This window comes from Phyllobacterium brassicacearum, from assembly GCF_003010955.1.
GTDB lineage: Bacteria > Pseudomonadota > Alphaproteobacteria > Rhizobiales > Rhizobiaceae > Phyllobacterium > Phyllobacterium brassicacearum.
Genome location: NZ_PGGO01000017.1, coordinates 59,822 through 75,800, shown reverse-complemented (window position 1 = coordinate 75,800; position 15,979 = coordinate 59,822). Strand labels below are relative to the sequence as shown.

Annotated in this window: 13 protein-coding genes; 7 read left to right on the top strand and 6 right to left on the bottom strand. The window is 55.4% G+C overall.

What is annotated here, in order from left to right; genetic code table 11:
• Nucleotides 1-5 precede the first annotated feature (5 nt).
• The 3 genes from CU102_RS20410 to kduD all read left to right on the top strand — a co-directional run bounded on the left by CU102_RS20410 (nt 6) and on the right by kduD (nt 3,000).
• Entirely contained in the window at nt 6-887 is an 882-nt protein-coding gene (locus tag CU102_RS20410) for a MurR/RpiR family transcriptional regulator (RefSeq protein WP_106712939.1), read from the top strand.
• A 2-nt stretch (nt 888-889) separates the two neighbouring features.
• Complete coding sequence (locus tag CU102_RS20405; protein WP_106712938.1) at nt 890-1,948, top strand: D-TA family PLP-dependent enzyme; 1,059 nt, start codon at nt 890-892, stop codon at nt 1,946-1,948.
• A gap of 296 nt (nt 1,949-2,244) precedes the next feature.
• A complete protein-coding gene (gene kduD / locus CU102_RS20400) occupies nt 2,245-3,000 on the top strand; it encodes a 2-dehydro-3-deoxy-D-gluconate 5-dehydrogenase KduD (RefSeq protein WP_106712937.1) in 756 nt (251 codons plus the stop codon).
• Nucleotides 3,001-3,012: 12 nt separating this feature from the next.
• Here kduD and repC read toward each other — a convergent pair whose 3' ends face one another.
• From repC to repA, 3 genes are all read right to left on the bottom strand, one after another.
• On the bottom strand, nt 3,013-4,326 hold the full coding sequence (repC, locus tag CU102_RS20395; protein ID WP_106712936.1) for a plasmid replication protein RepC: 1,314 nt from the start codon (nt 4,324-4,326) through the stop codon (nt 3,013-3,015).
• Between the two features lie 204 nt (nt 4,327-4,530).
• Nucleotides 4,531-5,604, bottom strand: coding sequence for a plasmid partitioning protein RepB (gene repB, locus CU102_RS20390; RefSeq protein ID WP_425351579.1), 1,074 nt, complete (start codon nt 5,602-5,604; stop codon nt 4,531-4,533).
• Complete coding sequence (repA, locus tag CU102_RS20385; RefSeq protein ID WP_106712980.1) at nt 5,604-6,821, bottom strand: plasmid partitioning protein RepA; 1,218 nt, start codon at nt 6,819-6,821, stop codon at nt 5,604-5,606. The genes repB and repA overlap by 1 nt, the downstream gene beginning before the upstream one ends.
• Before the next feature lie 695 nt (nt 6,822-7,516).
• On the opposite strand from repA, the gene CU102_RS20380 reads away from it, so the two are divergent.
• The 3 genes from CU102_RS20380 to CU102_RS20370 all read left to right on the top strand — a co-directional run bounded on the left by CU102_RS20380 (nt 7,517) and on the right by CU102_RS20370 (nt 11,122).
• The gene (locus CU102_RS20380) at nt 7,517-8,023 is read left to right on the top strand and encodes a putative pterin-binding protein (RefSeq protein WP_106712934.1); all 507 of its coding nucleotides are present in this window, start codon (nt 7,517-7,519) and stop codon (nt 8,021-8,023) included.
• Between the two features lie 9 nt (nt 8,024-8,032).
• Entirely contained in the window at nt 8,033-10,033 is a 2,001-nt protein-coding gene (locus CU102_RS20375; protein WP_106712933.1) for a putative bifunctional diguanylate cyclase/phosphodiesterase, read from the top strand.
• 327 nt (nt 10,034-10,360) lie between these two features.
• Nucleotides 10,361-11,122, top strand: a complete 762-nt coding sequence (locus CU102_RS20370) for an SDR family oxidoreductase (protein WP_245425439.1) — start codon at nt 10,361-10,363, stop codon at nt 11,120-11,122.
• A 323-nt stretch (nt 11,123-11,445) separates the two neighbouring features.
• On the opposite strand, the gene CU102_RS31155 is transcribed toward CU102_RS20370, so the two are convergent.
• From CU102_RS31155 to CU102_RS20355, 3 genes are all read right to left on the bottom strand, one after another.
• Nucleotides 11,446-11,748 (bottom strand): DUF982 domain-containing protein, encoded by a 303-nt coding sequence (locus tag CU102_RS31155; protein WP_106712931.1) that lies wholly within the window; start codon nt 11,746-11,748, stop codon nt 11,446-11,448.
• A 120-nt stretch (nt 11,749-11,868) separates the two neighbouring features.
• On the bottom strand, nt 11,869-12,963 hold the full coding sequence (gene cax, locus CU102_RS20360) for a calcium/proton exchanger (protein ID WP_106712930.1): 1,095 nt from the start codon (nt 12,961-12,963) through the stop codon (nt 11,869-11,871).
• A 91-nt stretch (nt 12,964-13,054) separates the two neighbouring features.
• The gene (locus CU102_RS20355; protein ID WP_106712929.1) at nt 13,055-13,363 is read right to left on the bottom strand and encodes a potassium channel family protein; all 309 of its coding nucleotides are present in this window, start codon (nt 13,361-13,363) and stop codon (nt 13,055-13,057) included.
• An 826-nt stretch (nt 13,364-14,189) separates the two neighbouring features.
• Here CU102_RS20355 and CU102_RS20340 point away from each other — a divergent pair.
• Nucleotides 14,190-15,962, top strand: coding sequence for a hypothetical protein (locus CU102_RS20340; protein ID WP_106712926.1), 1,773 nt, complete (start codon nt 14,190-14,192; stop codon nt 15,960-15,962).
• Nucleotides 15,963-15,979 lie beyond the last annotated feature (17 nt).

The window sequence follows — 15,979 nt, the reverse complement described above, 5'->3', positions numbered from 1 at the left end:
CCGCCATGGCGTCACCTCATTTCGATATCGTCGCGCGCCTGCGGGAGATAGCCGATACCGGACAGCGTTCCGATCAGCGGGTGGCGGCGGCAATCCTTTCGGATGCCGATTTCGCCACCCATGCATCGATCGAAAGGCTGGCGGAAAAGGCCGGTGTCAGCGAACCCACGATCACCCGGTTTTGCCGGACGCTGGGCTTTGGCGGAACGCGCGAATTCAAAGTTAAACTGGCTCAATCACTGGCGATTGCCGGGCGATTCATCATTCCTGGTCCCATAGAAGACGCGACGGGAAATAGTGTCCCTTCAATTATCGCCAAGAGCGCTACCGATGCCATAGAAACGGTCACCAAACTGATCAATCGCGACGATCTTGAGCGAGCGGCGGAGATTGTCGTTGGAGCGAGAATGGTTCGTGCCTACGGTTCAGGCGGCGCTTCCTCCATGGCGGCAACCGAACTTGAAAACCGGCTGTTCCGGCTTGGCATCCATGCCTCATCGCATATCGACGGCGAGATGCAACAGATGACAGCTGCAACCAGTAGCAAGGACACGGTGATCGTCGCCTATTCGCTTTCCGGCGAGGTCAAGCCTTTGATAGAGGCGGTGACCATTGCCGGGCGGTATGGTGCGAAGACAATCGCCTTCACCGCACCGGGCTCATCCCTGGCATCGGCTGCGCAACTCGCCTTGCCGTTCCACATTGACGAAGGGAAAAATGTCTATCGTCCCTCACCCGCACGATATGCATTGCTTGCCTTGACCGATATGCTGGCGATGACTATTGCCGAAAAAATCGGTGCGCCCGCCGTGGAGCGGATGCGCCGTATCAAAAACCTTCAGGGCCTGCACAAGAGTGATGCGCCCAACCTTCCGCTTGGAGACTGAAAGTGAAACTCTCAGAAATTGACACCCCTGCTGTCCTGATTGATGTTGATCGGACCGAGGCCAATATGCAGCGTTTTCAAGCCTATGCGGACAGCCACAAACTGGCGGTGCGTCCCCACATCAAGACACACAAGTTGCCGCGCTTTGCCAAACGGCAAGTTGAACTCGGTGCAGTGGGTATTACCTGTCAGAAGATCGGCGAAGCGGAGGTGATGGCCGACGCCGGAATCAAAGACATCTTCCTCCCTTACAACATTATCGGAAAAGCTAAACTCGACCGGCTGATCGTGCTGAACAATCGCGTCAAGCTAGCCGTGACGGCCGACAGCGAAGTGACGATCTGCGGCCTCGCCGAAGCATTCACGGGCACGTCGAAATCCCTTGATGTTCTCGTCGAGTGCGACACCGGCATGGGCCGTTGCGGCGTGCAAACACCTGACGAGGCGGTGGAACTGGCAAGGCTGATCGCAGCGTCGGACCGCCTGAATTTTGCCGGCTTCATGACCTTCCCCAAGACAGGGACAGTAGAGGAGACCGATGCTTTCCTCGCGTCGGCCAAGGACAAGGCAATCGCCGCTGGACTTGATCCGCGAACTATTTCGAACGGCGGATCTCCAGACATGTGGCGGGCCCATGAAGTGACAAGCGCCACCGAACATCGCCCTGGCACATATATCTATATGGATCGCTTTCAGGTATCGAAAGGAGTTGGAACCTGGGACGATTGCGCGTTGACTGTGCTCGCTACGGTTGTCAGCCGTCCGACAGACGACCGAGCGATCGTCGATGCTGGTTCGAAGGCCCTTACCAGCGATACGCTCGGCCTGGATGGATTCGGCAGAGTCGTCGGATATCCGGAAGCGGTTGTAACCTCACTCAGCGAAGAGCACGGTGCAATCGACCTCACAGCCTGCAAAGAAAAACCGCAGATCGGCGACCGCTTGCGCATCATCCCCAATCACTGCTGCGTTGTCTCGAACCTCTTCGATAGTGTGATCTTGATTTCCGGCGACGACGTCGTTGAAATTACGCCGGTTGCGGCGCGCGGTCGTGTCGATTGAGCTGTCCTGGATCCTGTGCCATGCAACGTCATGAATGCACGCCGACAATCGTTTCGGTGCTCTCAGAGTAGGCATTGAGAAAGGCTCGCTCGGAAAACGCAACGCCACATCAGGTCGTCCCATGCCATGGCTGCAACCGCAATCGATTAGGGGCTCGAGCATTGCGTGGTGCACTTCAGATGCGCGATGTTGCCAGTGCCCCAATGCGGTCTCGTTCGTTGGAAATAAATGATCATTCAAGTGAAGTTAGTCGACAAATAAGCTCTTACGGTCGAAATGAAGAGGAGTGCTCATTAATGACAAATCCATTTGATCTAACAGGCAAAGTTGCCGTCGTAACGGGCGCAAATACTGGTATCGGGCAGGGAATTGCGGTTGCCTTGGCGCAGGCGGGAGCGGCGATCGCCGCAGTTGGCCGTTCGTCCATGGAAGAGACGACGTCGATCGTTGAAACCACGGGCGTTCGCTTCGTCAGCATAATGGCGGACCTTGGAACGATCGCGCCGGTCTCCTCCATAGTTGAAGAGACGGTCCGCTCCCTCGGTGGGCTCGACATTCTTGTCAACAATGCAGGCATCATACGCCGCAACGATGCAATCGACTTCACGGAAGAAGACTGGGATACGGTGATGAACACTAATCTCAAGTCAGCGTTTTTCCTATCACAGGCAGCTGCGCGCCACATGATAGGAGCAGGGCATGGCAAAATTATCAACATCGCTTCGCTGCTGTCATTTCAGGGTGGCATCCGTATTCCTTCTTACACCGCATCGAAAAGCGGACTCGCGGGGATCACGCGTCTTCTCGCCTGCGAATGGGCAGCCAAAGGCATCAATGTGAACGCAATCGCACCAGGCTATTTCGTCACCAACAACACCACGGCACTGCGCGAAGATAAGGATCGAAACGCGCAAATTCTTGGACGAATTCCAGCCGGACGCTGGGGCCAGCCCTCCGATATCGGCGGCGCGGCGGTTTTCCTTGCCTCCAGTGCCTCTGACTATGTGCATGGAACAGTCCTACCCGTCGATGGCGGCTGGTTAGCGCGATAGCCAGGTAGCTGATCACGCATGGCCTTCTCCCCTGAGGGCTTTGATCACCGGGAGCACCGAATACTGGCCGATCTCGGCGCGGTCTGTCAGTGCTCGCAAATAACCGCCAGGGGAACGAATTTCGTCGACACGTTCGAGAATGGCAGCAATCGTGATCGAGGCATTGATTTCACCCATGGTCTCGCGTGCCCTTTCCCACGCGTCCGGGGAAACGCCCAGCATTGACCGGACCAGACCGGCCGTCTGGACGAAATCGTGCCAATCCCCGATGCCATTACGGGCATAATCCCTGATTTGCGGGCAGGCGTTTAATACTGCTTCCAACGGCATCGGAGCGGGTTTCGTTTCGCGTCCCGGCCAAACATCACTGCTGCCGGCCGCGCCCTGCCCTCGGGTTCGCCGAGCATCTTCCAGGCGCTTGCGCATCCTCGTCATCGCAACTCTGCTGCCGGGTAACGCATTCTCTGTCGTACCCGCTGCCGTTGGCTTCTGGCCGTTTTCTTGTGCCCTTTCAAAATGGTGATCTGTATTTGAATTCTGAATATGGTGCTCAAAAGAAGAGTCACTGGCGCTCATTTCTTTATCAGTCAATGATGCAAGATAGGCTCGCTCGACGTCGGCCCGCAGGCGCGCAAGCCCGTCACAACGCGACTGGAGCGTCGCCAGTGGCAGATGCCGGCTGACGCGACCCGAGAGTGCCGCCAATTCATCCGCATAGATGTCCCAATCGCCTGGCCGCTCTTCATTCACGCCAGAATCGATCGTTTTAGAAATATCGCGCAGGTGAATAGTAATCTCGCTGCGGACACGCTGAATGGCCCGTGCGAGGTCCCGTGCTTCAACAGCATGCGCTTCAATTTCATCGGATCTCAACGCCAGTGGCGACAGATCAAAGCCAAAGGCATGTTCGATTTCACCGGTTTCCCCGCGCCGCGCGTAGCGCTTGCCGTTGGGACTGTCGCGGCGAATGATAAATCCGGTCTCTACCAGAGACGCCAAGTGACGGCGGATTGTCGCTGGGGACATGCCGCGGGTGCGCATGGACAGTTCCGTGTTGGACGGAAAGACGATCAGCGGCGTTGCACCGTCAAGCTGAGTCTCCGGATAGAAGCTCAACAACGCTTCCAGAACCGCAATTGTACGATCGGAAAGGACGAACGCGCCGCGCGCTTCCGTCAGAGAGCGCAACAATGCCCACTTTTCCGGGCGATTCCTGTCGGTATTCGCCAGCTTTTCGCGGGCACGCGCTGTCTTTTCCTGCACCGCAAACATGGCGTGCGACAGCGATCGCCCGCCAAATGGCGTCGTTGCAAAACGATCAGTCATGTTCACTTCCTCAAATTGAGGCAAGCAAAAGCTGTTGCCGGAACGCGCCGACGCTTGACAAGTCTGAGCGGAAGTGATTCTCTCGAATTGCTACATTGAAGAGGGCTTCCGGGGCGGTGACGTTCTGGGGGCCTTTTTTCTTGCCGTCGTTCCTTTTCTCTTCTCGCTTGGTTTAACGCTTACACAAAACTCAAAAGTCTGACGTCAGCTCTGCTTTTGCTTCTCAAAACGACTCAAGAGCTGATCGAGCTCAGACGCCACAAATTCGGCAAATCCGCTCGGGGCATACTCGGTGAAGGTGAGAACGGGTCTTCCCTTATCCGCACGCAATCGCGCGACAGCAGAGGCTTTGACGTCTCTCTCTTCCTGAACAAGAGTTCTCGACGCTTGCTGCGCCGGTACGGCCACAGGTTCCTGTTTCAACAGGCTTTCAAAAATCCGGTTGAAACGGGCATTGCTGTCGGCAGCCTTGAAAGCATCAAGCCTGACCTCGTCTGACGCGGCTTGACGTGCACTCTCTGACTTGAGCAATTCCGCCAGCCTCACCCAACGCGGACGACCGATTTTTGGCGCCGGGCCAATGGCTCGCACGATCGGCGCTGGAACTGCACTGGCCACCTGGAGAAACCGTGACATTTCCGCTTTGTCGAGTGACAACGCGTCCTGTACGAGACCTCGCTCGAAGCCACGCTCAACGAGATTGCGGGCAAAGAAGGCACGCTCGATGAAAGAAAGATCACGCCGCTCAGTGTTTTCCTTGCCCTGCGCCAGCACCAACTGCATATCGGTCAGATCGCGAACAATCGCCTGCACGGATTTGCCTACTCGGGCAGCGGCACGCAGGCGGCGGTGACCGTAAGCGGTCTGATACGACCCTTGCTTGTCAGGATGTGGCCGAACGAGGATCGGTACCTGCTGCCCGTTCAACCTGATGCTTTCAACCAACTCCTCGAAACTCTCGTCAAGGCCAGATTCGTAGCTGAGCCTGTCCTCGATGAAGGAGCTTTCGACCAGAGCCGGATCGAGCTCGACGACCCGTTCAGAGCCCTCGAAACTCTCCTTCAGCCGCCGAGCATCTTCGATTTCCCGGGATATACCACTGAGCGACAGGCCCATGGCCTTGACGGCGCCGGAAGCCGCTCTCGGCTTTAACGGCTCAACCGAGGCGCTGTGCTGAGCTGTCGCATCAGGCTCCATAGGATTGTGTTCGGGTGTTGGAATGGTCTCCACCGTTCCGAACAATGCCCTTAGTTGATCCCTGCGGTTCTTGTCTGCCATCATGACACCCTCGCCGCCGGCCTGTTCCAGGCCTTGAAAATCAGGCTCTCGATCTCGGAATTGACTGAACTTAGCGATTCGATTGCCCGGTCGTAGGTAGCTCGGGTAAAGCTGTCGCGGGATACCTCGTAGAGGGTTTGCTTGGTCAGGCCGGCATCGGAAAAAGCTGTCGACTTGACGACTGAGGACGTGAGAACGCGGTCACCAAACAAGGAACGCAGGAATCCTGCAATTTGCTGCTGCGGTGCGTCGTTGGGTTCGAATCGGGTGATCAGATAGCGCATGAAATCGAAATTGAGCTCGCCGCCCGCTTCCCGCACGACCGCCAGCAGGTCTGCCGTCATGAACAGGAATTGACTCATCGATGCAACGTCGAGCATTTGCGGATGAACCGTCACAAGGACCGATGTTGCTGCGCAGAGCGCTGACAGCGTCAGGAATCCGAGCTGTGGCGGACAATCGATGACAACGACATCATAATCATCCGCTACCGTATCCAATGCTGCCTGAACACGTGCGAAAAACAGTTGCTGCTCGACACTTGGCTGCGCGCCGTGTTGACGGTCGGCCAGCATTTGCGGCGTCGTGTGCTCGAACTCCTGCAATTCCAGATTGCCTGGAATGAGATCAAGTCCATCGAAATAGGTCTTACAGATGATATCACGTAGCGGACGGCGCTCGCCATCGTAACGGATCGCGCCATACAACGTATCGTTCCCCGTCAGGTCCAGTTCAGGCTGATAACCGAACAATGCCGACATCGACGCTTGTGGATCAAGATCGACCGCAAGGACGCGGAAGCCCGCCATAGCCAAATGCTGCGCCAGATGCGCACTGGTGGTGGTTTTGCCTGATCCGCCTTTGAAATTGGTAACCGCGATGACCTGCATATGTTCATTGGCGGTAGGGTCGCGATGCGGCAGATAGATTTTCGCCTTTGCACCGCCGGCTTCAGCCAAATGGCGGCGCAACGCATTGATCTCGGCGAGCGAATAGAGCCGACGCCCTCCGCTGCCGGTTTCCGGTTGGGGGCCTTCACCTGCGATCGATAACTGCCTTAGGTAGCCGTCGGAGACACCGATCAGCTTCGCTGCTTCACCGCTGGTGAATTTCCGAAGGGTTTTCTGCGCAGTTGGAGGAAACAAGCGGTTGCGCATCGCCTGCAATTGCCCCGACAGCATCTCCGCATCTGCCGCTATCGCCCGGTCAGCCGACATGGCAACAGACAGGGATGGGCTGCCCGGCAACTGCACACTCTCCTGTTGATTTGTCTGTACAGCATTCATCATCGTCACGTGTTGATCCCGTACGCCTGTCAAGTCAAATTCTGCCAGCGCAAGGAAACAATGCGCCGATTCGATAGAAAAACCAAAGGGGTAACGCTGGACAGCAATTTAACGCCGCATTGCGGCACTAACACCGCACAATCCGTGTAACGCTTATTTCACTCGATACCCCTAGAAACCGTAACTAACTTGCGGAAAGAACCGAGTCGCGTCAAGAGGTTTATAGTTAACGCAAATTAACCCTTTTTGCCGAATGAGGGCGGAACCCGAGACGAATTGAATTGAATGATGAATTGTCCCGCTCAAAGAGTCCCTAATACCCATTTTTAGCCCATATGCGTCGCCAGGCGGAGTCTTTCTGCTCAGCGCCAAACTGGAGGATTTCGAGTTTGAATCGAAGATACTTCCGGTCAGCGGCGGGCCATTCAGCTTCAGGTTCGAGTGACGGGATGAAGACGACGCATTTTAGCGAGATAGTCGCGGTCGCTAACACCACCAAGCTTGCGACGCATTTACCCAAAACCCTCGCAAGGGAGAATCGTACTGGGGATAGTTCCGAGCCTTTTATTTTTGATGCTGATTTAGCTCATTTGCTCTATTAACCTAATTCATCATGGAGAAATGGAATGAGTTTAATCCGCCTTTTTATTTACCTGGCGTTGTCGATCGCCACGATTTCAAACGCATCTGCCGGGTCACTTGCTAAGCCGGAAGGTAAGGCAATTCTGATTGTATCCGGAAAAATTGAAAACACGAACAATGGGTCCGCGGCAGAATTCGACCGTGCGATGCTCGAAGACATCGGCTTGCAAACCGTCGAAACTGCAACTCCGTGGTACGACAGCCGCGTACGCTTCGAGGGCGTACCTCTTGATAAACTTATGGAACTGGTGGGGGCCACAGGAACGAAGGTGACGGCAGTTGCGCTGAACGATTACGTGACCACCATTCCCCTGGATGACTTCAAGAAATTTAAGGTCGTGCTCGCCCTGAAGCGCGATGGGACATACATGCCCGTCCGCGATAAAGGGCCATTGTTTATCGTCTATCCTTACGACAGCGATCCGCAGCTGCAAAGCCAGACCTATTACACACGATCCGCGTGGCAGGTAGCCAAACTAATAATCGAGTAGAGACACAGTTTGAAACGGTTTCTCGGGATCATTATCTGTTGTTTCGTCGTGGCGACGGCCTATATCGCCTATGTCATTGCCGAGCGGCAAACGGCGCTGCAGAAGTTTGCCCGCTATAACGACTCCTGGGCCGTTGGTCAGACGCTCTCTGAATATATGAGACTCGAACATCGCTTGGCTGCCTATGCTCTGGGTATGAATGATGTTGATCGCGATGAGGTCCGCCTCCGCCTTGATATTATGATTGGCCGAGTGGAGCTTCTGAAACAGGGCAATCTCCATGCCTTTGTCGAGCAAGACCATCAGCGACACGAGCTGCTTGTAAAGCTTACGAATGTTCTCGAGATGCTTGATCAGCGGCTCGACGCCCTCGATTCTGAAGGTCTCAAGACGACATTGCAATCGATGGCTGCCTTGGATGCGTCCATGACTGCGCTTGCATCCACTGCGGTTGAGTTCGATGTGGGCTTGATAGACGCTGCTCAGGCAGAATTACGACAGCTCCATCTGATCTATACCGGGCTTGCAGGCGGGCTGATTCTCTGCGGGGTGGTACTCGTTGTTCTGCTCCTACGTCACAACAGCCTCCTGGACGGTGCTCACCGCAAGATGAAGGACTTGACGGATAATCTTCGCGAGGCGTCAGGGGAATTGAAGTCCCAGAACTATCGGCTAAAACATGTTGCCCACCATGACGCTCTCACCGGGCTTCCCAATCGTATTTTGTTTCGCCAGGATCTGGAAGCGCGGTTGAAAACAGCGATAGCGGGTGGACCAACCGCTGTGATCTTTCTCCTCGATCTCGATGGATTCAAAGATGTGAACGATACGCTGGGTCATGACGTTGGTGATGGTCTTCTCCAAGCTGTCGCGAGCCGCCTCACAAAGCTCAGTCGCGAAGGTGACCTCGTCTGTAGGTTGGGCGGCGATGAATTCGCCATCCTAACGGAGGGTCTGACTGAGAAGCAGGCTTTTGATTTTGCCCGTGACGTATTGGATGAGATCAGTTTTCCTTATCATGTTAGTGAGCGTGAGATTAAAATTGGTACTTGCGTCGGCGTTGCCATATCGAACGAGGAACTCGACGCCGATGAACTGTTCAAACACGCGGACCTCGCGCTCTACGAAGCAAAGTCTTTCGGCTCCGGGCACGCGTGTGTCTTCCAATCCCAGATGCAAACAAGATTGACCGAGAAGAAGTCGTTCGAAGCTGATCTTAAGCAGGCGTTGCGGAATGGTGAGCTGGAAATATTCTATCAACCGCAAGTGAACACGATTACACGCGAAATATGTGGCTACGAAGCCCTCCTGCGGTGGTTTCATCCGAAACGCGGCCAAGTCCCGCCGTCCGAATTCATCCCGGTCGCAGAAAATATCGGGTTGATCCATGAATTGGGAGATTGGGTTCTAAGAACGGCTTGCATGGAGGCTGCCCGTTGGCCAAGGTTACTTAAAGTCGCGGTCAATCTATCGCCAGTGCAATTCCGCAGCCGAAATCTCATTCAGAGCGTCGTCAAAATACTCACTCAAAGTGGCCTCGATCCTAACCGACTTGAGCTGGAAATCACCGAATCTGTGCTGCTGGACAAGAATGAACAGACGCTTGAAACTTTGACGCAACTGAAGGCAGTTGGCATCCAGATTGCGATGGACGACTTTGGCACTGGATACTCATCACTCGGCAGCCTCAGGAGTTTTCCCTTCGACAAGATTAAGATCGATCGTTCTTTCATCCGCGACGTCACAACCCGCGAAGATGCCTTCGCCATCGTGGAACTGGTGACCGGGGTCGGGCGAAGCCTGGGGATGACGACGATAGCTGAAGGCATCGAGACCGAGGAGCAATTCGCATGCGTCAAACAGGTTGGATGCGAGCAAGTCCAAGGCTACTTGATTGGCAGGCCCGTACCCGCATCGCAATTAGACCATCCTCGCCAAGTCGCCGATTGCGATAGCCCGTTTGAATACGAAGGCCTGATCGATGTCAAAGCATTATCTGGCATAGGGTAGAAACAGACGGCCGTTCGGGTCGCAGGCATCAGTTTCTGGGTGAACGACAGCTATAGAAACGAGTTCGATGCGATTCATCATGATCATCTTTCTAGCGCGCGTCGTCTAGCGTTTGAGAAGGAAATTCCAGCCTTGCGGAGGAACTGCTGATGTTGACCATCTGCGCCTTCGGGACAGGCCCCGCGATGACTGTTTGGCGTTTGGCTCACTCTTCTGACAACAAATCTGGCGAGTCGAATGGGGTTGCGAGTGGCACCAGAATTGATACGCCCACCTCTAGCCGCTAACCTTTCGGGTGGGGTCCTGGATGATGGAAGGAAATTACCGGTGAGCAAAAACCTCTTTGATTTCACAGAAAAGCGCGTGCTGGTCACGGGCGGCAGCCGTGGCCTGGGGCTTGAGATCGCGAAAGCGTTTTCTATTGCGGGAGCAGACGTTGTCATCAGTGGAAGGGACGCAGACGCCCTAGATGAAGTACGGACAGTATTGAAAGGCCAGGCGTCGATTGTTCAAGTCGTGGCCGCAGACCTGGTAAACGAAGCTGAGACGCTGGTGCTAAGGTCAGCGGAGCTGCTTGGCGGACTGGACATTCTCATTCATGCCGCCGGAATACGCGACCGACGTAGCACGTTGGATATGAGCCCCGCCGATTTTTCGACTGTTGTCGATGTGAATCTGGCGGCCGCCTATCGTCTGGCGCGGGCCGCGCTACCGCTGCTTCAACGTTCCGGGTCGGGCCGACTGGTTTTTGTGACGTCAATCGCAGCGTCAATCGCTCGAGCACCCGACCCCGCGTACACGGCTTCAAAAGGTGGGTTGTCAGCGCTGGCCCGGTCGCTTGCAGTCGAATTCGGCGCAGATAACCTGACCGTCAATTCTATAGCGCCCGGCTGGTTCGTAACCGAACCTAACCAAGCTCTTGCCGATGATCCAAAGGTCCAGGATTTCGTCAACGTCCGGATTCCGCTGAAGCGGTGGGGTCGACCGGAAGAGCTCGCGCCGGCCGCACTTTTCCTTGCCTCGCCTGCCGCCAGTTTTGTCAACGGCGTGACGTTGACCGTGGATGGCGGAATGTCCGCCCAAATGTGATCGATAGGTCGACAGTGTCGCGGACACTGTTGAATTCTTCTTTTGTAAAACCCTAGCCTGCCTGCGGTCCGGCGTTGTTTTCGCCGGAGAGCAGCCGAAGGGCGGCCAATACGGTGAGCCATGTTCATTTCGGCCCCGGCCCGACCTCGGCGATGCGGGTGCTCGTCCATGCGTGCTTGCTTATGCAATCGTGCAGCTGTCACCTTCTCGCTCTCTGTACTCACCCGAAATATATCCGACGCGCCCCCGGGTTCCCACCAAGTTCCATGTAGCCCGATTTCATCATCTGTAGTTGCGGCTGTTAGTGTTCTGGGTTCCCGCCACTATTCGGCGGCGGGCCGAAACGCGAACGTCAGCCGCCGATCAGCGACTGGAGTGATCACATCATCAGCCAGTATTCGAGCCTCGATCGCAGCCGCAATGAATGCCCGCCTGGCGTGAGATGGAGGGTACGTTCCGTTGAGACTATTCTTGGTGGCCGTAAGTGCCGCGAAGTATTTCGGCCCCCTCACCTCGCCCCATTCCTGCAATAGTATCCGGCGTGCCTCATCTGCAGATCTGACATAGCGGAATCTCCCGAGTTTTGGCTCAATGGTTACAGTGATGTGGAACGGACGATCCTTCATACGGAGCAGTTAAAGGGCAACGCAAAAGTATGTCAATTACAGCATAGCGGCCAAGAGCACGGTCTGCACCGTCCGATGCGATTTGCAATCGTGCATGAGACAGAAGATAACTGCGTGCGTTTACTGAATTCGCGGCGGCAACAGGTAAAGTGTCATAGCAAAAATCAGATAAACCATCACCAGGAGCACCCCGACAAACCACGTCGAATGGCCGCTGCTGGTGACTGTAAGGACAGTCATTGTGGAAATGAGCACCATGATCACAGCTCCTGGCCAAAACTGCAGGTCCATCGGCGTTGGGCCAAGTACGTAACTAACAAGCACGAGCATTGGGGCGACGAACAGCGCGATCTGGGCTGCGCTACCCAAGGCGATGCCGACACTCAGGTCCAGCCGGTTCTTGCGCGCACCGGAAAAAGCCGAAGCCATCTCAGCTGCACCGCCGACCAGCGCTACGACAATAAAACCGACGAATGCTGGCGTCATCCCGAACGCCACTGCGGCCTGCTGCACCGACTCGACGAACACCTCGCTCACCAGTGCCACGAGGACTGTTACACCAGCCAATGTCGAGAGCGCCAGACCCATCGGCCATGGCGCATCATCAGAAACGAGCTCTTCGGTGCTGCCGAAGAGCTCGCGATGTGTCTTGAGTGAGGATACCAGGCCCAATCCGTATGCGACGATGAGCAACACCGAGAGACCCACACTCAGTTGATGCATGAAGGTCGCCCCCTCGACGAAATCAGGCGCAGCAACTGCCGATGGTATCAGCAATGCGACCGTAGCCAAAAAGAGGAGGCTGGTTTGGAAACGGGCATTGGTGCGATTGTAGTCCTGAATGTGGTACCTCAACCCCCCAAGCAGGAACGACGCTCCCAACAAGAATAGCGTGTTAGTGACAATTGCTCCGGCAACGGAAGCCTTTACCAACGTGTATTGCCCGGCACGCAACGCCGTCAGCGCAATGATGAGTTCGGTCAAGTTGCCCAACGTGGCGTTAAGAAGGCCTCCAACTGTATCGCCTGTCTTGGAAGCGACGGACTCAGTGGCGTGGCTCAGCAAAGTGGCAAGGGGTACTATCGCCAGGAGCGCAAGCACAAAAAGCAGAGTATGCGCCTCGGGCTCAATCCCCTTGACGGCGAACACTGCAGGTATGAAAACCAGTAGCCAAAGTACGCGGTTGTGGCGGATCTCTTCCAATAAAAGACTCATGGACAAAGCCCCTTCTCGCAATGGGCGGGCCTTGGGCCCTCAAGTCACCTGATGGTTCCAATCAACAACCTGTATTTGACATTTCCCTGAATCACCCATGATTTTCGTCTGTCGCTCTCAGGGCCTGTACGCTCATCGCTGCGACGAGGCCGGTCAATACAATTCCAGCAAAGCCAATCAGGATGGCGAGCACACGAGATGAGTGGTGTTCCGGCGTCAGGTCGCCGTAACCAATCGTAAGACCGGTGACGAATGTGAAATAAAGAGCATCGAGCAATCGCCAATCTTCTATCTGCCCGATTATCAGTCCACATCCAACCATGACGAGTAGCACGCCAGACAAGATGGGCCAGACGACACGAAACTGTTGAACGAGCGCAGAAAAGAATGCGCGCCTCATTTGACTGGATTCCATTGGACCCCACCTCCGAACGTTGTTCCGCTTAGCTCCTGATCAACACGACGATAGTTCCAAACGCGGACTAATCCAACGCATCCAGTGCGAATGGTTTTCCGTCGGCGCTTCGCAGAGCATTCTTGATTGCGCTCAGAAATCGCTCCGGGTCGCCGATTGAGATGTAGACGCACGTATATCGTTCGAAGGAATCCAGACCGGCCATCCTCAACTCGGAAAGTCCGTCCTGATATCTGATTTCTTGGAGTTCTCTGATGCGCATGGTTTTTTCCAGTGCTCGCTCAACCCTGACAAAGTCCGTTTCTGGTTACTACGTTTCGCCTGATGGCCGTTGACCTCATGTGCCCCCATCTTCTTTTCCATAAGACTTGTCCCGCGTTATTCAGTATTTGGATTCTGCGGGTGAGAGAGTGCTACCTTGATTTCGGCTGCGAGACTGTCGGCCATTTCCGTAAATTCGGCGCGGCGTTCATTGCGGATGTGAGCCGGTAGTTGCTCAACCGTCGCCAACGTGCGTTCAGCGGCCGCAAGATCACTGCATAGTTCTCGAAAGGTTTCGTTGCTAACGAGGAGCTGCCGAATCCGCAATGAGCTTGCAGGGAACCTGCGTTGAGCCGCAGCTAGTCCATCTTCCTCAACGATATGTCCAGCACGCGTTTTCATTCGATTCTCTGTTTGAAAGACCCTTCAGCCGCGGCAATCCGAGTTGAACCAATGATATTGCGTTGTCGTCCCGAAGGGGCGTAAAATACTGTATTGTACGGGAGGAGCGAGGCGAAAAGCGCCCGTCGCTGCCTGTGGGGGGAACGACGTGGTAGCCGTTGTTCAAAGCAGGGCATGGTTGGAGTCGCAAACTCCACTCACAGATGCTGACATTCTTGCGCAACTCGATCGAATTCGATCGAGTGCAGAATTCGACGTACCTGATCGGGCAAGGAAATTCCTGGCCTATGTTATCGGGGAAGCAATAGCTGGTCGTGCAGACCGAATTAAAGCTTACTCGATCGCAATTGAAGTTTTCGGGAGAGATGCGTCGTTTGACGCGCAATTGGACCCGGTAGTGCGAATCCAAGCTGGTCTAATCCGGCGTGGGCTCGAACATTACTACCTTGTCGCAGGCCAGCATGATCCGATTGTCATAACCATGCCCAAAGGCGGTTATGTGCCGGTTTTCTCACGGTCGACCGAGGCTACGCAGCCCAATACTGCTCTTGCACCAAGAAACTCACCGACGATTTGGGAGTCCACACCACCTTGGCTGTGGTTGGCTCTAGCAGCTGCGGTTTTCACAAGTCTTGCGTTTCTTGTTGGAGGCTACTTGCTTGGCACGAGCTGGAAGCATGACGTGCAGACCGCCAGTGCACACAATGTCGGCCACACAGGACCCAATGTGCCGAAATTGGTGGTCGATCCATTCGTGGACCTCTCCGGAACGGAGCGATCGGCGATCATCGCCCGAGGATTGACTGACGAAGTCATCGGCCAACTCGCGAAGTTCAAGGAGATCGTCGTAATTGCTGGTCGCTCGTCCAGTGTTTCAAGCGAAGTGCCTGCCCCGGTGACCGCCCGACTGCCTTATGTCTTGGAAGGACGTGTCCGCGTAGAGGGAGAGAAGCTTCGTATTAGCGCCCGCCTCTTGGACCGCACCGACGGGTCGGTTATCTGGACAAACCACTACGACAAAATCGTCCAGGTCCGTAACGTGCTGGAGCTTGAGGCAGACATTGCGCAAGGCGTGGCTACAGCACTGGCGCAACCCTACGGCATAATTTTTCAAACGGATGCCTCTCGCCTGTCACAATCGCCGCCCGATGACTGGGAGGCATATGCATGCACATTGGCCTATTATGGCTATCGAGCCAGACTCGAGCCGCGTTCGCATTCCTCTGTTCAGAGTTGCCTGAAACGGGCCGTTGAGCGATTCCCTGGCTATGCGACCGCCTGGGCACTTCTATCTCTCACATATCTCGATGAGTTCCGCTTCCGATACCGTTTGAATTCGTCGTCGCCGACCTCACTTGACCGCGCCGCTGAGGCGTCACGGCGCGCCGTTGAGCTCGACCCTCAAAACGTCCGAGCGCTTCAATCCTCAATGCTTGTTTATTTCTTCCGCGGCGACGTCGATGCGGCCCTGGAGGTAGGTGCACGTGCGTTAGCGATCAATCCCAATGACACCGAGCTCTCAGGTGAATATGGATTCCGGCTCGCCTTGTCGGGGGAGTGGGAGCCTGGTTGCAAACTCGTATCGTCGGCCGTTTCGCGCAATCCAGCTCCACCCGGATATTTCGAGGCGGCGCTGGCCGTCTGCGCTTATGTTGCAAAGGATTACACGACAGCCGAGCGATGGGCCCAGTTGTCCGACCTGCGTGCTAATCCGATTTATCATGTCATCCTGATGGCGATACTCGGCAAGCTTGGCAGAATGCAAGAAGCCGATGTCGAACGGCTATGGCTCGAGACCCACGCACCCACCATTCTCGAGAACATTCGGCATGAAGTAGCAGCGCGGATCCGGCGCCCCGAAGACCAATTGCATTTCATCGAGGGCCTGGCCCAAGCGGGCCTTTCGATTCCAGAGAACTGACTGCAAACTGTTGCTGC